16 protein-coding genes are annotated in these 16,754 nt (G+C 69.7%); 10 read left to right on the top strand and 6 right to left on the bottom strand.

The features are described from left to right. Positions 1-74: 74 nt before the first annotated feature. The 4 genes from OG245_RS17385 to OG245_RS17370 all read right to left on the bottom strand — a co-directional run bounded on the left by OG245_RS17385 (position 75) and on the right by OG245_RS17370 (position 4,332). The gene (locus OG245_RS17385) at positions 75-1,625 is read right to left on the bottom strand and encodes an SCO6880 family protein (protein ID WP_371624434.1); all 1,551 of its coding nucleotides are present in this window, start codon (positions 1,623-1,625) and stop codon (positions 75-77) included. Continuing rightward, positions 1,622-2,980, bottom strand: coding sequence for a hypothetical protein (locus OG245_RS17380; RefSeq protein WP_371624433.1), 1,359 nt, complete (start codon positions 2,978-2,980; stop codon positions 1,622-1,624). Before OG245_RS17380 ends, OG245_RS17385 begins: the two co-directional genes overlap by 4 nt. Next, entirely contained in the window at positions 2,970-3,842 is an 873-nt protein-coding gene (locus OG245_RS17375) for a hypothetical protein (RefSeq protein ID WP_371624432.1), read from the bottom strand. Before OG245_RS17375 ends, OG245_RS17380 begins: the two co-directional genes overlap by 11 nt. 181 nt (positions 3,843-4,023) lie before the next feature. Next, positions 4,024-4,332, bottom strand: a complete 309-nt coding sequence (locus OG245_RS17370) for a hypothetical protein (RefSeq protein WP_003968086.1) — start codon at positions 4,330-4,332, stop codon at positions 4,024-4,026. Between the two features lie 702 nt (positions 4,333-5,034). Here OG245_RS17370 and OG245_RS17365 point away from each other — a divergent pair. The 7 genes from OG245_RS17365 to OG245_RS17335 all read left to right on the top strand — a co-directional run bounded on the left by OG245_RS17365 (position 5,035) and on the right by OG245_RS17335 (position 13,335). Continuing rightward, positions 5,035-5,427, top strand: coding sequence for a hypothetical protein (locus OG245_RS17365; protein WP_371624431.1), 393 nt, complete (start codon positions 5,035-5,037; stop codon positions 5,425-5,427). Continuing rightward, entirely contained in the window at positions 5,424-7,244 is a 1,821-nt protein-coding gene (locus OG245_RS17360; protein ID WP_371624430.1) for an alpha/beta hydrolase, read from the top strand. Before OG245_RS17365 ends, OG245_RS17360 begins: the two co-directional genes overlap by 4 nt. Positions 7,245-7,324: 80 nt before the next feature. Then, on the top strand, positions 7,325-7,801 hold the full coding sequence (locus tag OG245_RS17355; RefSeq protein ID WP_371624429.1) for a hypothetical protein: 477 nt from the start codon (positions 7,325-7,327) through the stop codon (positions 7,799-7,801). Between the two features lie 230 nt (positions 7,802-8,031). Then, positions 8,032-10,470 carry an alpha/beta hydrolase gene (locus OG245_RS17350; RefSeq protein ID WP_371624428.1) on the top strand — a complete coding sequence of 813 codons (2,439 nt, stop codon included), beginning with the start codon at positions 8,032-8,034 and terminating at the stop codon, positions 10,468-10,470. After that, complete coding sequence (locus OG245_RS17345) at positions 10,467-11,051, top strand: hypothetical protein (RefSeq protein ID WP_371624427.1); 585 nt, start codon at positions 10,467-10,469, stop codon at positions 11,049-11,051. The genes OG245_RS17350 and OG245_RS17345 overlap by 4 nt, the downstream gene beginning before the upstream one ends. A 151-nt stretch (positions 11,052-11,202) precedes the next feature. Then, entirely contained in the window at positions 11,203-12,198 is a 996-nt protein-coding gene (locus OG245_RS17340) for an NlpC/P60 family protein (RefSeq protein ID WP_371627908.1), read from the top strand. Positions 12,199-12,603: 405 nt separating this feature from the next. Continuing rightward, positions 12,604-13,335, top strand: coding sequence for a phosphatase PAP2 family protein (locus OG245_RS17335; protein ID WP_371624426.1), 732 nt, complete (start codon positions 12,604-12,606; stop codon positions 13,333-13,335). Positions 13,336-13,530: 195 nt separating this feature from the next. Here OG245_RS17335 and OG245_RS17330 read toward each other — a convergent pair whose 3' ends face one another. After that, positions 13,531-13,833 carry a hypothetical protein gene (locus OG245_RS17330; protein WP_371624425.1) on the bottom strand — a complete coding sequence of 101 codons (303 nt, stop codon included), beginning with the start codon at positions 13,831-13,833 and terminating at the stop codon, positions 13,531-13,533. Between the two features lie 201 nt (positions 13,834-14,034). On the opposite strand from OG245_RS17330, the gene OG245_RS17325 reads away from it, so the two are divergent. Then, positions 14,035-14,895 (top strand): hypothetical protein, encoded by an 861-nt coding sequence (locus tag OG245_RS17325; RefSeq protein WP_371624424.1) that lies wholly within the window; start codon positions 14,035-14,037, stop codon positions 14,893-14,895. A 208-nt stretch (positions 14,896-15,103) separates the two neighbouring features. Beyond that, the gene (locus OG245_RS17320) at positions 15,104-15,307 is read left to right on the top strand and encodes a hypothetical protein (protein WP_371624423.1); all 204 of its coding nucleotides are present in this window, start codon (positions 15,104-15,106) and stop codon (positions 15,305-15,307) included. A gap of 133 nt (positions 15,308-15,440) precedes the next feature. On the opposite strand, the gene OG245_RS17315 is transcribed toward OG245_RS17320, so the two are convergent. Next, on the bottom strand, positions 15,441-15,824 hold the full coding sequence (locus OG245_RS17315; RefSeq protein WP_274344578.1) for a metal-sensitive transcriptional regulator: 384 nt from the start codon (positions 15,822-15,824) through the stop codon (positions 15,441-15,443). Between the two features lie 304 nt (positions 15,825-16,128). On the opposite strand from OG245_RS17315, the gene OG245_RS17310 reads away from it, so the two are divergent. After that, positions 16,129-16,749 (top strand): DUF47 domain-containing protein, encoded by a 621-nt coding sequence (locus tag OG245_RS17310; protein WP_007449359.1) that lies wholly within the window; start codon positions 16,129-16,131, stop codon positions 16,747-16,749. Positions 16,750-16,754: the final 5 nt, after the last annotated feature.

Raw genomic sequence — 16,754 nt, 5'->3', positions numbered from 1 at the left:
GGTGGGGAGGTCGTTCTCTGTCTTCGTGGCGCGGGACCGCGCGTCAGCGGTGCCGCGACGCCCGGCCCTGCGCGTCAGCGGCGGATGCCGGTGGCGAACGGGAGCGTGTTCACGAAGGCCCGGTGGTGCTCGCGGTCGCACCACTCCAGCTTGAGATACGACTTGCCGGCCGAGGCGCGGATCGTGCGCTTGTCGCGGGCGAGGGCCTCGGGTGAGCGGGACGACACCGTGATGTACCCCACGATGTTCACTCCGGCCGCACCGCTGGCGAGATCTTCACCCCGCTGGTCGAGCCGGCCGTGTGCGGCGATGTCGCGGGGGTCGACGGTGCGGTTCATCTTGGCCTGGCGGCTGGCCTCGGCGTCGTCGTTGGTCTTCTCGGTCAGCATGCGTTCGATGGCGACCTCGGTGGGTTCGAGGTCCATGCAGACGGCGACGGTGCGGATGACGTCGGGGGTGTGGACGAGGAGCGGGGCGAGGAAGTTGACGCCGACGGGGGTCATCGGCCATTCCTTCACCCAGGCCGTGGCGTGGCACCAGGGGGCGCGGGTGGTGGACTCGCGGGTCTTGGCCTGGAGGAACGTGGGCTCGACCGCGTCCAGTTCGGCGGGCCAGGCGTTGCGCTTGGTCATGGCCTGGATGTGGTCGATGGGGTGGTCGGGGTCGTACATGGAGTGCACCAGGGAGGCCAGGCGGCTCTGGCCGAGCGGCTGGCGTACCCGGATGTCGGCTTCGGCGAGGCGGGCGCAGATGTCGGTGAGCTCGCGGGCCATCACGACGGCGAGGCCGGCGTCGCGGTCGAGCTTGCGGCCGCCGTGGGGGCGGGCGGCGCGGGCCATGGCGTTGGCCTCGGCGGCCAGCTCGCGGCTGTAGTGCATGCAGGCGACGAGGTAGGCGCGGTGCTGCTCGCTGGAGGTGGAGACCATGGACTGGAGCTGGTCGTAGGACTCCTGGAGCCAGCCCGGGGACGCCTTGTCGCCGCGCTGGGCGACGTCCTTGGCGTGGGCGTCGGGGTCGGCGGGGAGGGTGCGGGCGAGCATCTGGAGGCGGGTGACGAAGCCGTCGCCGTTGGCCACGTGCTTGAGGAGGGTGCCGAAGCGGTCGACGAGGGCTTCCTGGTCCTCGCTGTCGCGGAGGCCGACGCCGGGGCCCTCGATCTCGATGGCCGCGGTGACGGTGCGGCGGTCGGCGTGGAGGAGCACGGCGATCTCGTCGGGGCCGAAGGGGGCGGCGAGCCAGCTGATCCGGCCGATGCCGGGGGGCGGGCCGATCTCGACCTCACGGCCGTCGCTGCTGACGCCCGCTTCCATGGCGGTGGAGCGGTAGGCGGTGCCGCGGCGGAGGGAGCGTCTGAAGCTGCGGTTGATCTCGAACCACTTGTAGAAGGTTCGGCCCTTGTACGGGACGTACACGATGGCGAGGGCCAGCATCGGGAAGCCCACGAGGCAGACGATGCGGAGGGAGAGGACGGGGACGAGGAGTCCGCTCATCATGCCGAGGAACGCGCCGACGATGATGAGGGCGATCTCGCCGGTCTCGCGGTTCTTGCCGACGATCGCGTTCGGCCGGGCGCGGCCGATGAGATACGTCCGGCGGGGCGTCATCGTGTGGGACTGAGTCGTCAACGCCCTCCACCTCCTGTGTTCGAGTTACCTGTGGTGCCGAAGCCGCCTCCGCCTCGGGAGGAGCGGCTGCTGTGGGGGGTCCCGGAGGTGGGTGCGGACCCGCTGCGGGGCGAGGGGGCGGCGGATCCGCCGCCCCCGCCGGTGGTGCGGGAGCTGTGGGCGGCGACGCCGCCGCTGGCCGGGTTGGCGGGGCGGGCGCCTCCGCCTCCGCCTCCGCCGCTGTTCTGGTCGTTGCGGCCGCTGTGGGTCTTGATGCCCTGGGAGACGAGGGCGGCCGGGGAGCTGATCATGGCGGCGGCCTGGGCGCCGTCGGTGGCCTGCTTGCGGTTGGTGCGGGCGCCCTGGATCTCGTCGCCGAAGCCGGGGACGAAGCGGTAGATCATGGCGGAGGCGAAGATGGCCAGCAGGATGATGGAGAGCCCGGACACGACGGCGGAGAAGGCGTCGGGGCCGTCGCCCGTGGAGAGTGCTCCGGCGAGGCCGAGGACGATGACGATGACCGGCTTGACCATGATCACCGCGATCATGATGCCGGCCCAGCGGCGGACGTGGCCCCACATGTTCTTGTCGACGAGGCCGGCGTAGACGACGATCCCGAGGAGCGCGCCGACGTAGAGCAGGGCGGCGCGGATGACGAGCTCCAGCCACAGGATGCCTGCGGCGAGGATCGAGACGAGCGAGACGACGATCAGCATGATCGGCCCGCCGCCGATGTCCTCGCCCTTCTTGAGGGCTTCGGCGAACGAGCCGAAGAAGACGTCGGTCTGGCCGCCGGTGGCGGAGGAGATGGCCTCGGTGACGCCGTCGGTGGCGGAGACGATCGTGTAGAGGATCAGTGGGGTGAAGGCCGAGGCGAGGACGGTGAGCCAGAGGAAGCCCACGGCCTCGGAGATCGCGGTGGTGAGGGGGACGCCGCGGATGGCCCGCTTGGCTACGGCGAGGAGCCAGAGGACGAGGGTGAGGATGGTGGAGGCCGCGAAGATGACGGCGTACTGCTGGAGGAACTTGGGGTTGGTGAAGTCGACGTTGGCCGTGGACTCGACGGCCTCGCTGAGCTTGCCGACGATCCAGGAGGCGGCGTCGGCGCAGCCTCGGGCTAGGGAGGAGAGGGGGTCGGTGGGATTGTCGATGTCGGTCGGGGCGCGTGACCCGCTGCGGGCGTTCTCCCCGTCCTCGCAGTAGTCCTTGGCGAGCCCGACGATGAGGTCGCAGGGGTTGTCGCTCTCAGCGGGGGCCGGCGTCGGGGTGGGTGTGGGAGCCGCGGATGCACGCGGTGTCAAGACGATCAGCATGGCAGGAACGAGACCTGCGGCGCCGACCATTGAGGAGAGGCGGAACCGGCGGCTAGCGGGCATAGGTGAAGCCTCCGTACGCATCAACCGCTTCGGCCATCTCGTCAGCCGTGGAGGCACGGTTGTCACCGTTGACCGGTGTCGGTCCCTCCGCCTGGGTCGACGAGGTGATCTTCCAGTCGCCCCCGACCCACTTGAGCTCCTGCGAGATGGTGAACCAGGTCTCGGTCACGGGCTTGGTGGAGCCTTGCCCGGCCAGCCCGACGAGGCCGGTGGACCAGACTTCCACCGTGGCGGCATCGGTCTCCATCTTGACGACCTTCGTGCCGACTGGGACGGTCCTTGATACGAAAGTCAGCCCGGTGGGCGTGCTGCCGTCGTCGTTGAGGCCGACGTTTTTGAGGAACGTCGGCGAATAGGCACTGTCGAGACTGCCCTGAAGCTCCGCAGCCACCGCCGGATCATGCGTAGCCTGAATGATGCTGCGGCGGCTTTCCTTCGTGAACATCTCCGCGGACCCCAGCGCCACCGCGTAGTTCGCCGCAGCGCTCTGCGCCCCCTGCTCGTCGTGGGCGAAGCCGGAGGCGATCGTGCCGTTCTTGCCCTGGACGGGCTTGGTGCCGGTGGCCGCGGTGGGGGCGCTTCCGGTGGTTCCGGGCTTCTCGGCGCCCGGGGCGGCGGCGTCCTCGTCGCTGCCACCGCCGCGGTTGGCGAACGCGATGGCAGCGATGAGGAGGACCACGACACCGGTGATCGTCACGAGGGAGCGGGAGTTACGGACCGGGCGGCGCGCGTGAGGGAGTCCCGCGTCGCCGTCGGGGAGGCGCGTGCGGGTCTGACGGGTGCCGCCGAGGGTGCTGTACGGGTCGTCCGGGCGGCCCCCCTGGTCCTTGCCGCGGTAGTCGTGCTCGTCGCCGGGGCTCATGCCGCGTTCGCTCCCTCGGTCGTGTGCAGATCCGCGCAGGACGACGGTAGCTCTGCTGGTTGCCGCTTGAGCGCGGTGTGGTGACTCGACATCAGGGAAACGCAACCTCAGCCGGTGGGTGCGACGGGCGGATGGTGGGGAGCGGGCTGGGACGGCCCGGAGGAGGGTGGCCGACGGTCGGTCAGACAGCCATTCCGTACACGATGGTGAACAGGGTCCCCAGGGAGCCGATGATGAAGACCCCTGTCAGTCCTGCCACGATCAGGCCCTTGCCCTGCTCCGCGCTGAACGTGTCGCGGAGTGCTGTCGCTCCGATGCGCTGCTTCGCCGCGCCCCAGATCGCGATGCCGAGGCAGAGCAGAATGGCGATCGCCATCACCACCTCGATCATGATGCGCGCCTCGTTGCCCAGCGTCCCGAACGGCCCCCAGTCCGGAGCGATTCCGCCGATGATGGTGGTGATGTCGCCCTTCTCTGCTGCCAGGATCATGTAAGTCACCGCCCCTGTTGGGTAGTTCGCTGCCCGTGCCGTACGGCCACGGGTCGCCTTCTATCTTCGCTGATGAAACCGCGCTCGCACGACGTCTTCCCGGGTCTCTTTACCCGGATCTCGCACGTTTGACCGGGGCGGCCGCCCTGACCTGCGGACCGTCCGGACTCTTCACGCATGTGCCCAGTTACTCTGTGTATCACGGGGTGTGACCAGGAGCAACGACGATGGCCATGGGCTCCTGACGCGGTTGCAGCGTTCGCGGGGCACGGCGTGTTCGTATGCGCCGTTCGAGAGCCGTCGGTGCGCCGGTCGGCCTCCTGTTCGATGCTCCGTCAGGCGTGGTTGGGAAACCGGGCGCTGGGAGTGGGCGGGACCCGGAGAGGTGTGGGTCGGGCTGACGCGACCGCAGCCGACCCGGCACGTTCGCCGTGCAGCCGTGCAGCCGTGCAGCCGTGCAGCCGTGCAGCCGTGCGGCTGAGCGACGCGAGGGGGCTGCGTTCGGCTTCCCCTTCGTTCGGGTGAACCGCGCGCCATCACGGGCAGCGGTGCCCCGCTCTGCCCGGCCGGGACCCATGGGGCCGGGGGCGTACGGAGACGGGGCCCAGCTGGTTTGCCTACGGCATGTCGCGTACCGCGGATTTGGCACAGTGCCGCTCCACGATCGAGAGGAACGGGGTGAGCGGTGTGGGCGGAGTAACCATGGTCGGCCAGCCGGACGATGGCTGGGGGAGGCCGGGGGCGACGGCCGGACCGGCGGGGGCGGCCGAGGGCGGGGATCTTCGGCACAGTGGCGGTCCGTGGCTGCGGGCCGCCGGTGCGGCCGACCAGCTGGTCACACACCTCGGCCCGGTGCAGGGCGAGCTGGAGGCGGCACACCGGGGCTTGATCGCCGGGGCCGGAGCGCTGGACGCGCTGGTCGAACTGGGTGCCGTGCGCGCCTCGTGGGAGCGCCGTATCGAGGAGGCGCGCGACGAGTGCGGGAGCCTCGCCGGGAAACTGCGGGCCGTCGTCGCGGGCCAGGCGCAAGCCAACGAGGCGGTGAAGAACGGCTTCGACGGGGTGAGGACCTCTGGTGGTGTCGGTGCGTGGTGAGCGGGCGGAGCGGAGGGACGGGTTCCGCCTTGACCTGGACCGCGTTACGTGAGGTGAAGTGCGCCGAACTGGAGGGGGCGGCGGACGGCTGGGGGCGGGTGAGCAACCGTGCTGACGCGGCCCGGGACCGCATCGAGGGCCAGCTCCTGCCCGGCCTGCACGACACGCAGAAGGGGGAGGCGGTGGACGCGGCCGTGGGGCGGTTGCGCAGGCTGGGGACGAACTTCCAGTACATCTATACCGAGTGCGGGCTGCTGCGGACCACATTGAACAGCCTGGCCCATGAGATCAAGGCCCAGCAGCGGGTGCTGCAGGGGGCGCTGGACGATGCGGCGGCGCTGCGGTTCACGGTGCACGCGGACGGTTCGGTGACGTATCCGGCGGCGGGTGAGGGCCTGGTCGACGGGAAGCCGTTGGCGGGCGGGACGGCGTCCGGGGTTCCGAACCCGGGCATGGTCACCTCTTCGGGTCTCGTGGCGCCCAACCCGAACGCCGGCAAGGCCCAGGACATCGCGGACCGGGTGGCGCAGGCCGTGCGGACGGCGGCCGACGCGGACTGGCGGTACACCAGGATCCTGCGGTCGCTGAAGGCGCAGGAGGGCCTGGGCGTCCCGGCCGCGACGTGGAAGGACGCCGCGGCCGATGCGGCGGCGGTGCGGCAGGCGGCGGGCAGCTACCTGGCGAACGCGATCCCGCACGATGCGAACCCGGCGGAGCGCAAGGCGTGGTGGGCCGGTCTGACGGACGAACAGCGCGAGGAGTACCTCGCGGTGTACCCGGACCGGATCGGCAACCTGGACGGGCTGCCGGCCCTCGTACGGGACGCGGCGAACCGGGACAACCTTCAGTTGTTGATGGGGAAGCTGGAGGGGCGGGACGACGAGGATTCGGCGACCAAGCTCGCGGCGCTGCGGGAGATCGACCGGCAACTGCGGGCGGTGCCGCGGACGGGTGAGCCGCCGATGTACCTGCTCGGGATCGGGGATCAGGGAAACGGTCGGGCGATCGTCTCGTACGGGAATCCTGATACGGCTCGGAACGTGGCTGCTTATGTTCCGGGGTTGAATACCTCGTTGGATGTGGGGTTTGCTGGCGGCGATTTGAAGCGGGCGCGTGATCTGTCCATCGCCGCGAATCAGTATGGCGCGCCTGCCGCTGCCATCACGTGGCTCGGGTATGACGCACCGCAGTCGCCGGACGGTCTCAGTACTCTTTCAGTTGCTGCGGACGGCAGAGCGGATGAGGGTGGCCAGGCCTTCCGTGAATTCATGGGCGGAATTAATGTGGCCAATGACAACGAGGATCCGCACTTGACGGCTATTGGTCACTCCTACGGTTCGCGGACCGTAGGAGCGGCTACGCAACAACACGGTGGGATTGCTGGTGTTGACGAAATTGTGTTTGTGGGGAGCCCGGGGGTGGGAGTCGACAGTGCTGATGAGCTGGGGGTGGGGCGTGACCACGTGTTCGTCGGGGCGGCTGCCAACGATGTTGTGACCAAACTTCCAACGAAGGGCGAGTTCGCAGTAGGAACGGCTGGGATGTTGGTCGGCGGACCAGTTGCAGCCCATGTCTTCGGTGGTTTAGCAGACCGAGGGGGTGATGATGTCTGGTTCGGCAAGGACCCGGCCAGCGAAGCTTTCGGAGCCCGGCGGTTCGAGGTAGGGGATGGTCCGCCGCTGGTCGGAGAAGGAAAAGTCACGATCGATGCCCACTCGGAATACTTTGACCCCGAGGTAGATAGAACGTCCGTCGAGAATATGGCACTGATCGCTGCAGGATATCCGAACAGGATTCAGAGAGAAGAGCCGCGTTGATGGATAGGGCTCGATTTTTTGTCCTGGTCATTCTCTTGGGGGTGTTGCTGTCAGGATGTTCAGAGGACCGGGGTGCAGATATGGATATGCAGGATGCGGCTGAGCGTGCTGATGAGATGCTTGACAGCGTTCTTGATGAGGTCGAGCCGAGTGTGCTTTGGGTGCACGGACCGACGACTGCGGGGAACTGCACGGTTACTCGGAGGCGGACGGTCATGACGGTTGTCTCTGCGCAGCGGAGAGGAAGCTTCCTGGGGGTGGTGGATCGGTTCTGGCGAAAGAGCGGCTATCGAGTGACATCCATCAACAGCCATGTCGACGCTCCCGCGATCTATGTGGAGACGCAGGACGGATTCCAAGTGAGTCTGACGGTTGCCGATAAGGGCCAAGTGCACTTCACCGTGGACAGCCCCTGCGTCCGCCGTTCCGAGGTCATCGATTCCACGAGCCCTGCCACCGCGTTCCTCGATCCGGAAGCGCGGCTCATCCCCCGCCCCAACATCCGCTCCGACTTCTGGTCGGCAGGTGCCCCCGAGGGGGCGGCAAGAGGGGCCTGATCGGGGCAAGCCAGCTCAACTGGGTTGGCGTGTGCGGGCTTTGAGCCCTGTATTGGGTCCTGGGGCCCATGTCGTGTCCCCAGCCCGTGTGGTCGCATACGCGGAGTGACTGATCTGTCGCCCGTTCCGCCCACTCACGAGGTAGGGGACTGCTCTTGTCCGGCATACGAAGAAGCGCGGTCCCTGTTGGCGTCGATGTAAGCGCTGCCGTAGCGGATTCCGGGCGGTTGATGCCCCGGCCGTTGCAGGCGGTGCTGATCCTTCTTCACGTTCTCTTCGTAGCCACCCTGGTGGGCGCGGTCAGGGCCCTGTCGACGGCGTCCTCGGTGGACGCGGTCGACGGGTACCTTCTCGGGCTGTTGCTGTACGCGTCGTTACCCGGCATCGGCGCCTTTGTGCTGTCGCTGTACGTCCGTAAGGGCGGCGTCCGGGTCTGGTACGGGCTCCTCGCCGTTCAGGCGTGGATCGTCCTCGGTGCGCTCGCGGAGTTGAGCGGCGGGGCGGGGGCGGGAGGTGTCGCCCGGCTGGTGATACCGGTGGCCGTCATCGTGCTGCTGTGCCGGCCGGGGAGCCGTCGATGGTTCCGGAGGGGACTGGACGAGCGGGCCGAGCAACGGCTGTTCAGCTTCGCCCGGATGATGAAGCTCCGTCGCGACGGCGGGCAGACCGCGCTGGAGTATCTGGGCCTCGTCCTCGTGGTCGTCGCGCTCGTCGGCGGGCTGATGGCCACCGGAACGGGCAGGCAGCTCACCGCGGAGATCCGTAGCGCGATCTGCGAACTCACCGGTGGCTCGTGCCCGGCGCCGGGGCATGACGTCGTGGCCGGTGGCGGAAGCACCGATGGCAGCGGTGGCGGAAGCGGCAGCGGTGGCGATACCGGCGGCGGTAGCGGCCACGGTGATTCTTCGGGCGCCGGTGCGGATGGCGGCGGCGGTGACGGGTCCAGCCTCACCGGTGGTACCGGCAGCACCGGTACCAGCGGCGACACCGGAGGGGCCGCGACCACCGGGAGCAAGGGCGGAAGCACCACCGGAAGCACCACCGGAAGCACTGACGGTGGCACCGACGGAAGCACTGCCGGCAGCAGCGGCGGCGGTCCCCAGGGCAATGCCTCGTCCCCCCAAGGCGGCGACCAGGGCGACGGCCAAGGCGGCGACCAGGGCGACGGCCAAAGCGGCGGTCAAGGCGGCGACGCCTTCCCCCCGAGCGACGTCATCGTGCCGGTCGACGCGGGTAGACCCGCGGGCCCCAACGGCGGCGGGTTCCTCGACGGGTTCCTCGGGGACGGGCTGGGCGGCGACGTCCAAGGGGTCGTCGACGCGGTCCTGCGGCCGGGCGAGAGCGGTCGGCGCATCGTCGACCAGTGGGGGCGTGACACCCAGGGCGCGGGTGACAAGTGGGACCGGGGCGACTACGTCGGCGCCGTCTGGGACTGGAACAAGGCGGTCGGCGGGGCCGGCGCCGGGCTGGCGATACCCGGCTCGGGGGCGCGGGTCGACGCCGAGGTGCGGGACGCCGAGCGCGCGCACCTGAGCGGGCGGATTCCGCAGAACGCCACGCCCGCCGGGAACAAGGCCTGGTGGGACGGGCTCTCGCCGGAGGAGCGCGAACGGTACATCGAGCTGGTCCCGGACCGGATCGGCAATCTCGACGGCATCCCGGTCCTCGCGCGCGACGCCGCCAACCGCAGGAACCTCCCCGCGCTGATCGACAAGCTGGAAGGGGTCGACACCGACAAGGCCCGCGACCAGCTGGCCGGGTTGCGGGAGATCGACCGGCAGCTGAAGGAGAACGGCAAGCCGCCCATGTATCTCATCGGGATCGGGGACGAGGGCAACGGGCGGGCCATCGTCTCGTTCGGCAACCCCGACGCCTCCCAGCACGTGTCGGCGTACGTACCGGGGCTCAACACCTCGCTCGACGAGGAGTTCGCCAAGAACGACCTCGGGCGGGCCCGGGACACCGCGATCGGGGCGCAGGGGTACGACGACTCCACGGCGTCCATCGTCTGGCTCGGGTACGACGCGCCGCAGCTGCCGGACAAGGACGGGGCGGCGGGCTACTTCGCCGTCATGGGCACGGGGCGCGCCGAGAAGGGCGGGGCGGCCTACCGCGACTTCATGGGCGGGATCTCCGTGACCAACCAGAACAAGGACCCGCACATGACGGCCATCGGGCACTCCTACGGATCCCGCACCGTGGGCGCCGCGGCGGCCCGGCCCGGCGGGATACCCGGGGTCGACGACATCATCCTGGTCGGCAGTCCGGGGGTCGGCGTCGACCACGCCGTGGACCTCGGCGTCGGCAGCGAGCACGTATTCGTGGGCGCCGCCGCCAACGACCCGGTGACCAAGCTGCCCTCGAAGACCCAGGTGGTGGTGGGCGGCATCGGGCTGGCCCTGGGCGGCCCCGGCGGGGCCTATCTGGCCGGCGATCTGGCCGATCCGGGTGACGACGACCTGTGGTTCGGGAAGGATCCGGCGAGCAAGGCGTTCGGGGCGCGGCGCTTCCCGGTGGCCGACGGTCCGCCGCTCGTCAGCGGGAGCGGCATCAGTCTGGACTCGCACTCGAACTACTTCAGCCCGGAACGCGACGCCGTGTCCGCGGACAGCATCGCCCTGATCGTGTCGGGCAACGCCGACCGGCTCAAGATGGAGGAACCGAAGTGAGTCGAGCGAAGCGGGCTCTGCCCCTCGGCGCGGTGGTCCTCGCCCTGGCGGTTGCGCTGTCCGGGTGCGGGAGTGAGGACGGAAGCGCGCGCGACGGTGGCGTGAGCGCCGGAAAGGAGCGCGGGATGGACATGCAGGAGGCTGCCGAGCAGTCCGACGCGATGCTGGACGCGGTCCTGAAGGGCATCGACCCCGATGTGCGGTGGGCGCACGGGCCGACCACCACCCGCGCCTGCGGTGTGACCCGCCGGCGGGCCGTCATGACCGTCGTCTCCCCCGAACTCCGTCAGACCTTCCTGGACCGTGCGGAGACGTTCTGGCGGAAGAACGACTACCGGATCAAGGCGGTCAACAAGGACGAGAAGTTCCCGGCGGTCTACGCGGTCACGGAGAGCGGATTCGGTGTCAGCGTCTCCTTCCGGGGGAAGGGGCAGGCCTTCCTGGAGGCCGACAGCCCGTGCGTGAAGGAGTCGAAGGTCGCCGCTCCCACCTCCGAGCCGAACGGTCCGGCGTACAAGGACGTCTATCCGCTGCCCCGCCCCAACGTCCGCTCCGACTTCTGGTCGGGGACGGGCGGCTGAGGTCGCGTCACCTCTGGTGCCGGTGAGCCGTCGACGCCCCCGTGTGCTTCGGGTGCGCCGGTGGTGTGCCGCGGATGACTCGTACACACCGTCGAAAAGGGCTCTGAAGCACGCCCCGATGGGGGATGGTTGAGGGGTGCGGAAATTCTGGGTGTTCGGTGGCATCGGCGTCGGCATGGTCATGTGCTTCCTGGCGCTGCTCGTCGTCGGTACGTACTCCGCCGCCGCCGGGCTCGCCGGGTCGGGGGGCGGCGGTGCCGTCGCGCTGGCCAAGGGGGCGGTCCCGGCGCGGTTCCAGCCGCTGGTGCAGAAGTGGGGCAACCTCTGTCCCGCCATCAACCCGGCTCTGCTCGCCGCGCAGTTGTACCAGGAGAGCGGTTGGAACCCGCAGGCGCAGAGCCACGCCGCCGCACAGGGCATCGCCCAGTTCATCCCCGGTACGTGGGCCACGCACGGGATCGACGGCAACGGCGACGGCAAGCGGGACGTGTGGGACCCCGCCGACGCGATCCCCTCGGCCGCCTCGTACGACTGCGAGCTCGCCGGGTACGTGAAGAAGGTGCCGGGCGACCCGACGAGCAACATGCTCGCCGCGTACAACGCCGGCGCCTACGCGGTGATCAAGTACGGCGGCGTCCCGCCGTACAAGGAGACACAGAACTACGTCAAGATCATCCGCTCGCTGGAGAAGAGCTTCGCCCGGCCCGTCGGCCGTGTCGCGCCCTCCCGGCAGGCCGCCGGGGCCATCTACTTCGCACAGAAGAGGCTCGGTACGCCGTATCTGTGGGGCGGCAACGGGACGCCGGAGCAGCAGGGCCGGTTCGACTGTTCGGGGCTGACCCAGGCGGCGTACCGGACCGTGGGCATCGAGCTGCCGCGCGTCGCCAACGACCAGTACAACGCGGGCCCGCATCCCTCGCGGGACGAGCTGCTCCCGGGGGATCTGGTGTTCTTCTCCGACGACCTCACCAACTCCCGTGCGATCCGGCACGTCGGCCTGTACGTCGGGGGCGGTTATATGATCAACGCGCCGTTCACCGGATCGGTCATCCGGTTCGACAAGATCGATACGCCGGACTACTTCGGTGCGACACGGGTCACCAAGGACGGCGCCGCCGCCCTTCCGACGGATCTGCCCACAGGGTGATGCATGTCTCCCGGATGTCCCTCCCGCACGTCCCTCGCGTCCCCGGTGTACCCCGGCGCTCCCGTACGGGTGTACCGTCCGGGGCTTCCGGAAGGGCCAAGGGTGCTGACGGGCAGTCGGCCGTGCCCGGAACTCTCCGTGAAGCCTGGGCCCTGAGCTGCGATGACGAGTCACTCTTCGATAACGTCATGGTGATCATTCGGTGGAGAGCGGAACGCACACGGCGGCCGGGCCGTTCCCTGGACAGGGAACGGCATGCGCACTGACCATGCGCCGCGGTGATGCAGTACAGCGATGCTGTGCAGTGCGGTAGCGGACAGCACCGGACACGGGGGTTCGACCACGGCGGCGTGCAAGGACGCGCGTCGCAGCAGAAGAAGCAGACAAGGCAAGGGGCCGCAGCAGATGGCTGGACTCGAACTCGACGGGTCGAACCCGGACGTCAGTCTGCTCTACGACATCAACGGTCTCGCGAAGGCCGCTCCGACCTGGTTCGACCGGGTCATGGAGTTCGTCGGCGAGTACGGGATCATGTTCGGCCTGGTTCTGCTGGGCCTGTGGTGCTGGTGGAGCATGCGCAAGCGCGGGACGGCCGAGGACTCGGTGACGGCTGCCGCCGCCATCGTCTGGGCGCCGCTCTCCGCCGCCATCGCGATCCTCATCAACGCCCCGATCCGCGGTTTCGTCGAACGGCCACGTCCGTTCTTCGACCACGACGGCCTTGAGGTCCTGATCCACGGCAAGACGGACTTCTCGTTCGTCAGCGACCACTCCACGCTGGCGATGGGCATCGCCGTCGGCATCTTCGTGGCGAACCGGAAGTTCGGCTTCGTCGCGATCGGCCTCGCGCTCTTCGCCGGTTTCAGCCGGGTCTACATGGGCGTCCACTACCCGACCGACGTGATCGGCGGGTTCGCCCTCGGTACGGCTGTCACCCTGCTCCTGGCGCCGCTCGCGATGGCCCTGCTGACCCCGCTGATGGGCGCGGTCGCCCGCTCGCCGCGTGTGGGCTGGTTCGTCCGGTCGAAGAGCGCGGCCGTCGCGTACGCGGACGAGCACGGCGAGGCGATGGGCATTCCCGAGCCGAGGCCCGGTTCCGGGCGGGGCGACCCGGGGGAGAAGGACCTGGCCGCCTGACGGTCTCCGTCAGGCCCGTCAGGCCCGTCAGTCTCGGTCAACGCCGGTCCTGCCTGCGTTCTCCGCTCTCCGTCCTCCCTCCCTCGTCTCCCCCTCGCCCTTCTCTTCAGCTGATCGAACGGTTCTCCCGATCCCCCCGGACGCCTCCGAGCGTCCGGGGGGATCGTGCTTCGACCAGGTTCTGCGGCGGGCGCGTCAGGGGGTGGCGAGGTGGTTCGCGGCGTCGGTACGGGCCAGGTCCCGGGACCTGCGTGCCGGTCCCGACCAGCCGCAGGTGCAGCGGGCCAGGCAGAACGAACCGCGTTCGATCGTCGTGGCGCTGTGCCCTTCCGGCGGGCCGGATGGGGGAGGAGAAGCCAGGGCGGAGGCGGGCTGCGGACCTGCGACGGTACCCGCCGGGGCCACGACGCAGGCTGCGGAGAGGGCGGGAGCCGGGGCTGCCCGGACGCGGGCTCGGAGGGCGGTGGTGCGGGCCGGGGCGGGGGGATCCTCATGCACCCGACCACGGTACTGGCCACAGCCGGCGAACGGGGGGCCGCGCCCGGGGCTTCCGCCCGCAGGGCGCCGAACCCGAGACGGAGCCCACGCTCCCCCGCCGGGCCGCAACGCGCCGGGGGCGCGTGACGGGGGGCGGCGGCCGTCGTTATGCGGGGCGGGTGAGGGCTCGGCCGGGCGGTAGTCGTTGGGGGTTGGCAGGCGATGGTGGTGCAGGAGTACAGGGACGGAGGCGGGGCCCGTGCTGTTCGCGTCCTCGCCGTGGCCGGAGTGATCGCGGTCAGCGCCGGTTGCCTCGGCGGGGACGGGGGGAGCGGTGCGAGCGACGGTTCCGGGCGGCGGTCCGTGGCCGCCGATCGTCCGCTCGATCTGCTCGGCCAGGCGGCGGACGTCCTCGTCGAGGCGGGCGGTGCGGAGACCCGTACGTCGATGGAGACGGCGGTCGGCGGGACGCGGGTGACGATCCGGGGGCAGGGCGCGTACGACTTCCGCAGGCAGCTGGGGCGGCTCAAGGTGATGCTGCCCGAGGACGCCGCGGGTGCGGACGGCCACCGGCCGATCACCGAGCTGCTGGCCCCCGGGGCGCTGTACATGAAGAACCGCGGGGCCGGGGTGCCCGACGACAAGTGGGTCAGGATCGACACGACCACGTTGAAGGACGGCAACCTCCTCACCGGTGGGGTCACCGACCCGATGGCGGCGGCCGAACTCCTGCGCGGCGCGGCCGATGTGACCTATGCGGGCACCTCCGAGCTGGCCGGGGTGACGGTGCATCACTACCGGGGGGTCGCGGATCTGGGCCGGGCGGCCCGGGCCGCGTCGCCGCAGTCGCGCGGGGCGCTGAGCGCGGCGGCGAAAGGGTTCAGCAAGGACGCCGTTCCGTTCGACGCCTACCTGGACGAGGACGGCCGGCTGCGGAAGGTCCGGCACCGGTTCACCTTCGGCGCCGAGGGCCCGGAGGTGTCGGTGGTCTCGACGCTGCTGCTGTACGGGTTCGGGATGCCGGTCACGGTCACGCTGCCGGACGAGGACGCCATCTACACCGGCGAGATCCGGCAGGGGTGAGAGCAAGACCGGCCGGCCGAACGACCCGGCCAGCCACCCGGCCACCCGGCTCGGCCCGTCCCGACCGGCCGGGACGGGCCGGGGGTGGGACCGGTTGTGAGGGGGCGCAAAATGGTCCGTCCGTGCCATGCGCGGTGCGTATCCCGTTCCCTAGGCTGGGAAGCCGGTATGCCAGGGGCCGGTGACGGCCGGGAGACGGCAGAGAGAGGTGACGCAGGTGGTGACGCTCAGCGCTCCGAACGCTCAGGACTGTGTGGCCCTCGCCGAGATCGAGCTGTGTGGCGAGCTGATGATCGCCGCGTCGGCGGCGGGCGAGGAACGCCTCAGTCCCGACCGGATCGACGAAGTGCTCGACGTGCGCGGTGCGGAGTGCTGGGCGACGGTCCCCCGGCAGGCCGCTCGCCGGGGGTGACGGCCGCTCCTCCGCACCGCCACCACGCACGGGGCCGCCACCGCCACCGCGCACGGGGTCGCGACCGCCACCGCGCACGGGGTCGCGCCTCGGGTACGGAGCGGGCGCGCCTCGGGTACGGAGCAGTCGCGCCTCAGGTACGGAGCAGTCGGGCGATGGCCTTCGTGGCCTCCTCGACCTTCGCGTCGACCTCCTCGCCGCCCTTGACGGCCGCGTCGGCGACACAGTGGCGCAGGTGCTCCTCCAGCAGCTGGAGGGCGAAGGACTGGAGCGCCTTGGTGGAAGCCGAGACCTGGGTGAGTATGTCGATGCAGTAGACGTCCTCGTCGACCATGCGCTGGAGGCCCCGGATCTGGCCCTCGATGCGGCGCAGCCGCTTGAGGTGCTCGTCCTTCTGGTGGTGGTAGCCGTGGATGCCGCGGTCGTGGTCGGTGACGATGTCCACAGGGGCGGCCGCCCCCGCGTCCGGGGCCGCCACGCCCGTCGATTCCGTCCCTGTGGTCCCGGTCGTGGTCATCTGCGTCCTCCCGTTGGTGTCCTCTAAGTGTCCCTGCCGGAACGCGGAAATGCGGAACCGCGGGTCCGCTGTTATGTCGTCGGGGCCGTGGCCGGGACGGTTCGCCGCCCTGCCCGGACCCTTGGCGCCATGCCGTCCTTATACCCCTGCCGGGTATATCGTAACGAATCCTGCCGAAACGTGACCGGGGGTCCGTGCCGATCGCCGTGTCCGATGGGCGACACTGAAGAACGCCGGTTAGCCGTGGCCGGATGATGCGCCTAGCATCAGCCTGACCGAATCCAAAGCATCCCGAGGACCCCACGTGCGCTTTCGTCTGACCCCCAGGGAGACGAGCTTCTACGACATGTTTTCCGCGTCCGCGGACAACATTGTCACGGGCTCGAAACTCCTGATGGAACTGCTCGGGGCGGATTCTGCCTCCCGAGTCGAGATCGCGGAGCGTATGCGGGCAGCGGAGCACGCGGGGGACGATGCCACCCACGCGATCTTCCACCAGCTGAACTCCTCCTTCATCACGCCGTTCGACCGTGAGGACATCTACAAGCTGGCGTCCTCGCTCGACGACATCATGGACTTCATGGAGGAGGCCGTCGACCTGGTCGTCCTCTACCAGGTCCAGGAGCTCCCCAAGGGCGTCGAGCAGCAGATCGAGGTGCTGGCCCGGGCGGCGGAGCTGACCGCCGAGGCCATGCCGGGGCTGCGGACCATGGACAACCTCACCGAGTACTGGATCGAGGTCAACCGTCTGGAGAACCAGGCCGACCAGATCCACCGCAAGCTGCTGGCCCAGCTCTTCAATGGCAAGTACGACGCCATGGAGGTGCTGAAGCTCAAGCAGATCGTGGATGTGCTGGAGGAGGCGGCTGACGCGTTCGAGCACGTCGCGAACACCGTGGAGACCATCGCGGTCAAGGAGTCCTGAACCTC

Source organism: Streptomyces sp. NBC_01116 (assembly GCF_041435495.1).
GTDB lineage: Bacteria > Actinomycetota > Actinomycetes > Streptomycetales > Streptomycetaceae > Streptomyces.
Note: the sequence above shows the minus strand (reverse complement) of the source record. Positions and strands in the feature narration are given on the sequence as shown.

Excerpts from the sequence above, each read along its gene's own strand:
- OG245_RS17380 (WP_371624433.1), bottom strand. The coding sequence starts at position 2,980 with ATGCCCGCTAGCCGCCGGTTCCGCCTCTCCTCAATGGTCGGCGCCGCA.
- OG245_RS17375 (WP_371624432.1), bottom strand. The coding sequence starts at position 3,842 with ATGAGCCCCGGCGACGAGCACGACTACCGCGGCAAGGACCAGGGGGGC.
- OG245_RS17370 (WP_003968086.1), bottom strand. The coding sequence starts at position 4,332 with ATGATCCTGGCAGCAGAGAAGGGCGACATCACCACCATCATCGGCGGA.
- OG245_RS17365 (WP_371624431.1), top strand. The coding sequence starts at position 5,035 with ATGGTCGGCCAGCCGGACGATGGCTGGGGGAGGCCGGGGGCGACGGCC.
- OG245_RS17355 (WP_371624429.1), top strand. The coding sequence starts at position 7,325 with ATGGATATGCAGGATGCGGCTGAGCGTGCTGATGAGATGCTTGACAGC.
- OG245_RS17350 (WP_371624428.1), top strand. The coding sequence starts at position 8,032 with ATGCCCCGGCCGTTGCAGGCGGTGCTGATCCTTCTTCACGTTCTCTTC.
- OG245_RS17335 (WP_371624426.1), top strand. The coding sequence starts at position 12,604 with ATGGCTGGACTCGAACTCGACGGGTCGAACCCGGACGTCAGTCTGCTC.
- OG245_RS17325 (WP_371624424.1), top strand. The coding sequence starts at position 14,035 with ATGGTGGTGCAGGAGTACAGGGACGGAGGCGGGGCCCGTGCTGTTCGC.
- OG245_RS17315 (WP_274344578.1), bottom strand. The coding sequence starts at position 15,824 with ATGACCACGACCGGGACCACAGGGACGGAATCGACGGGCGTGGCGGCC.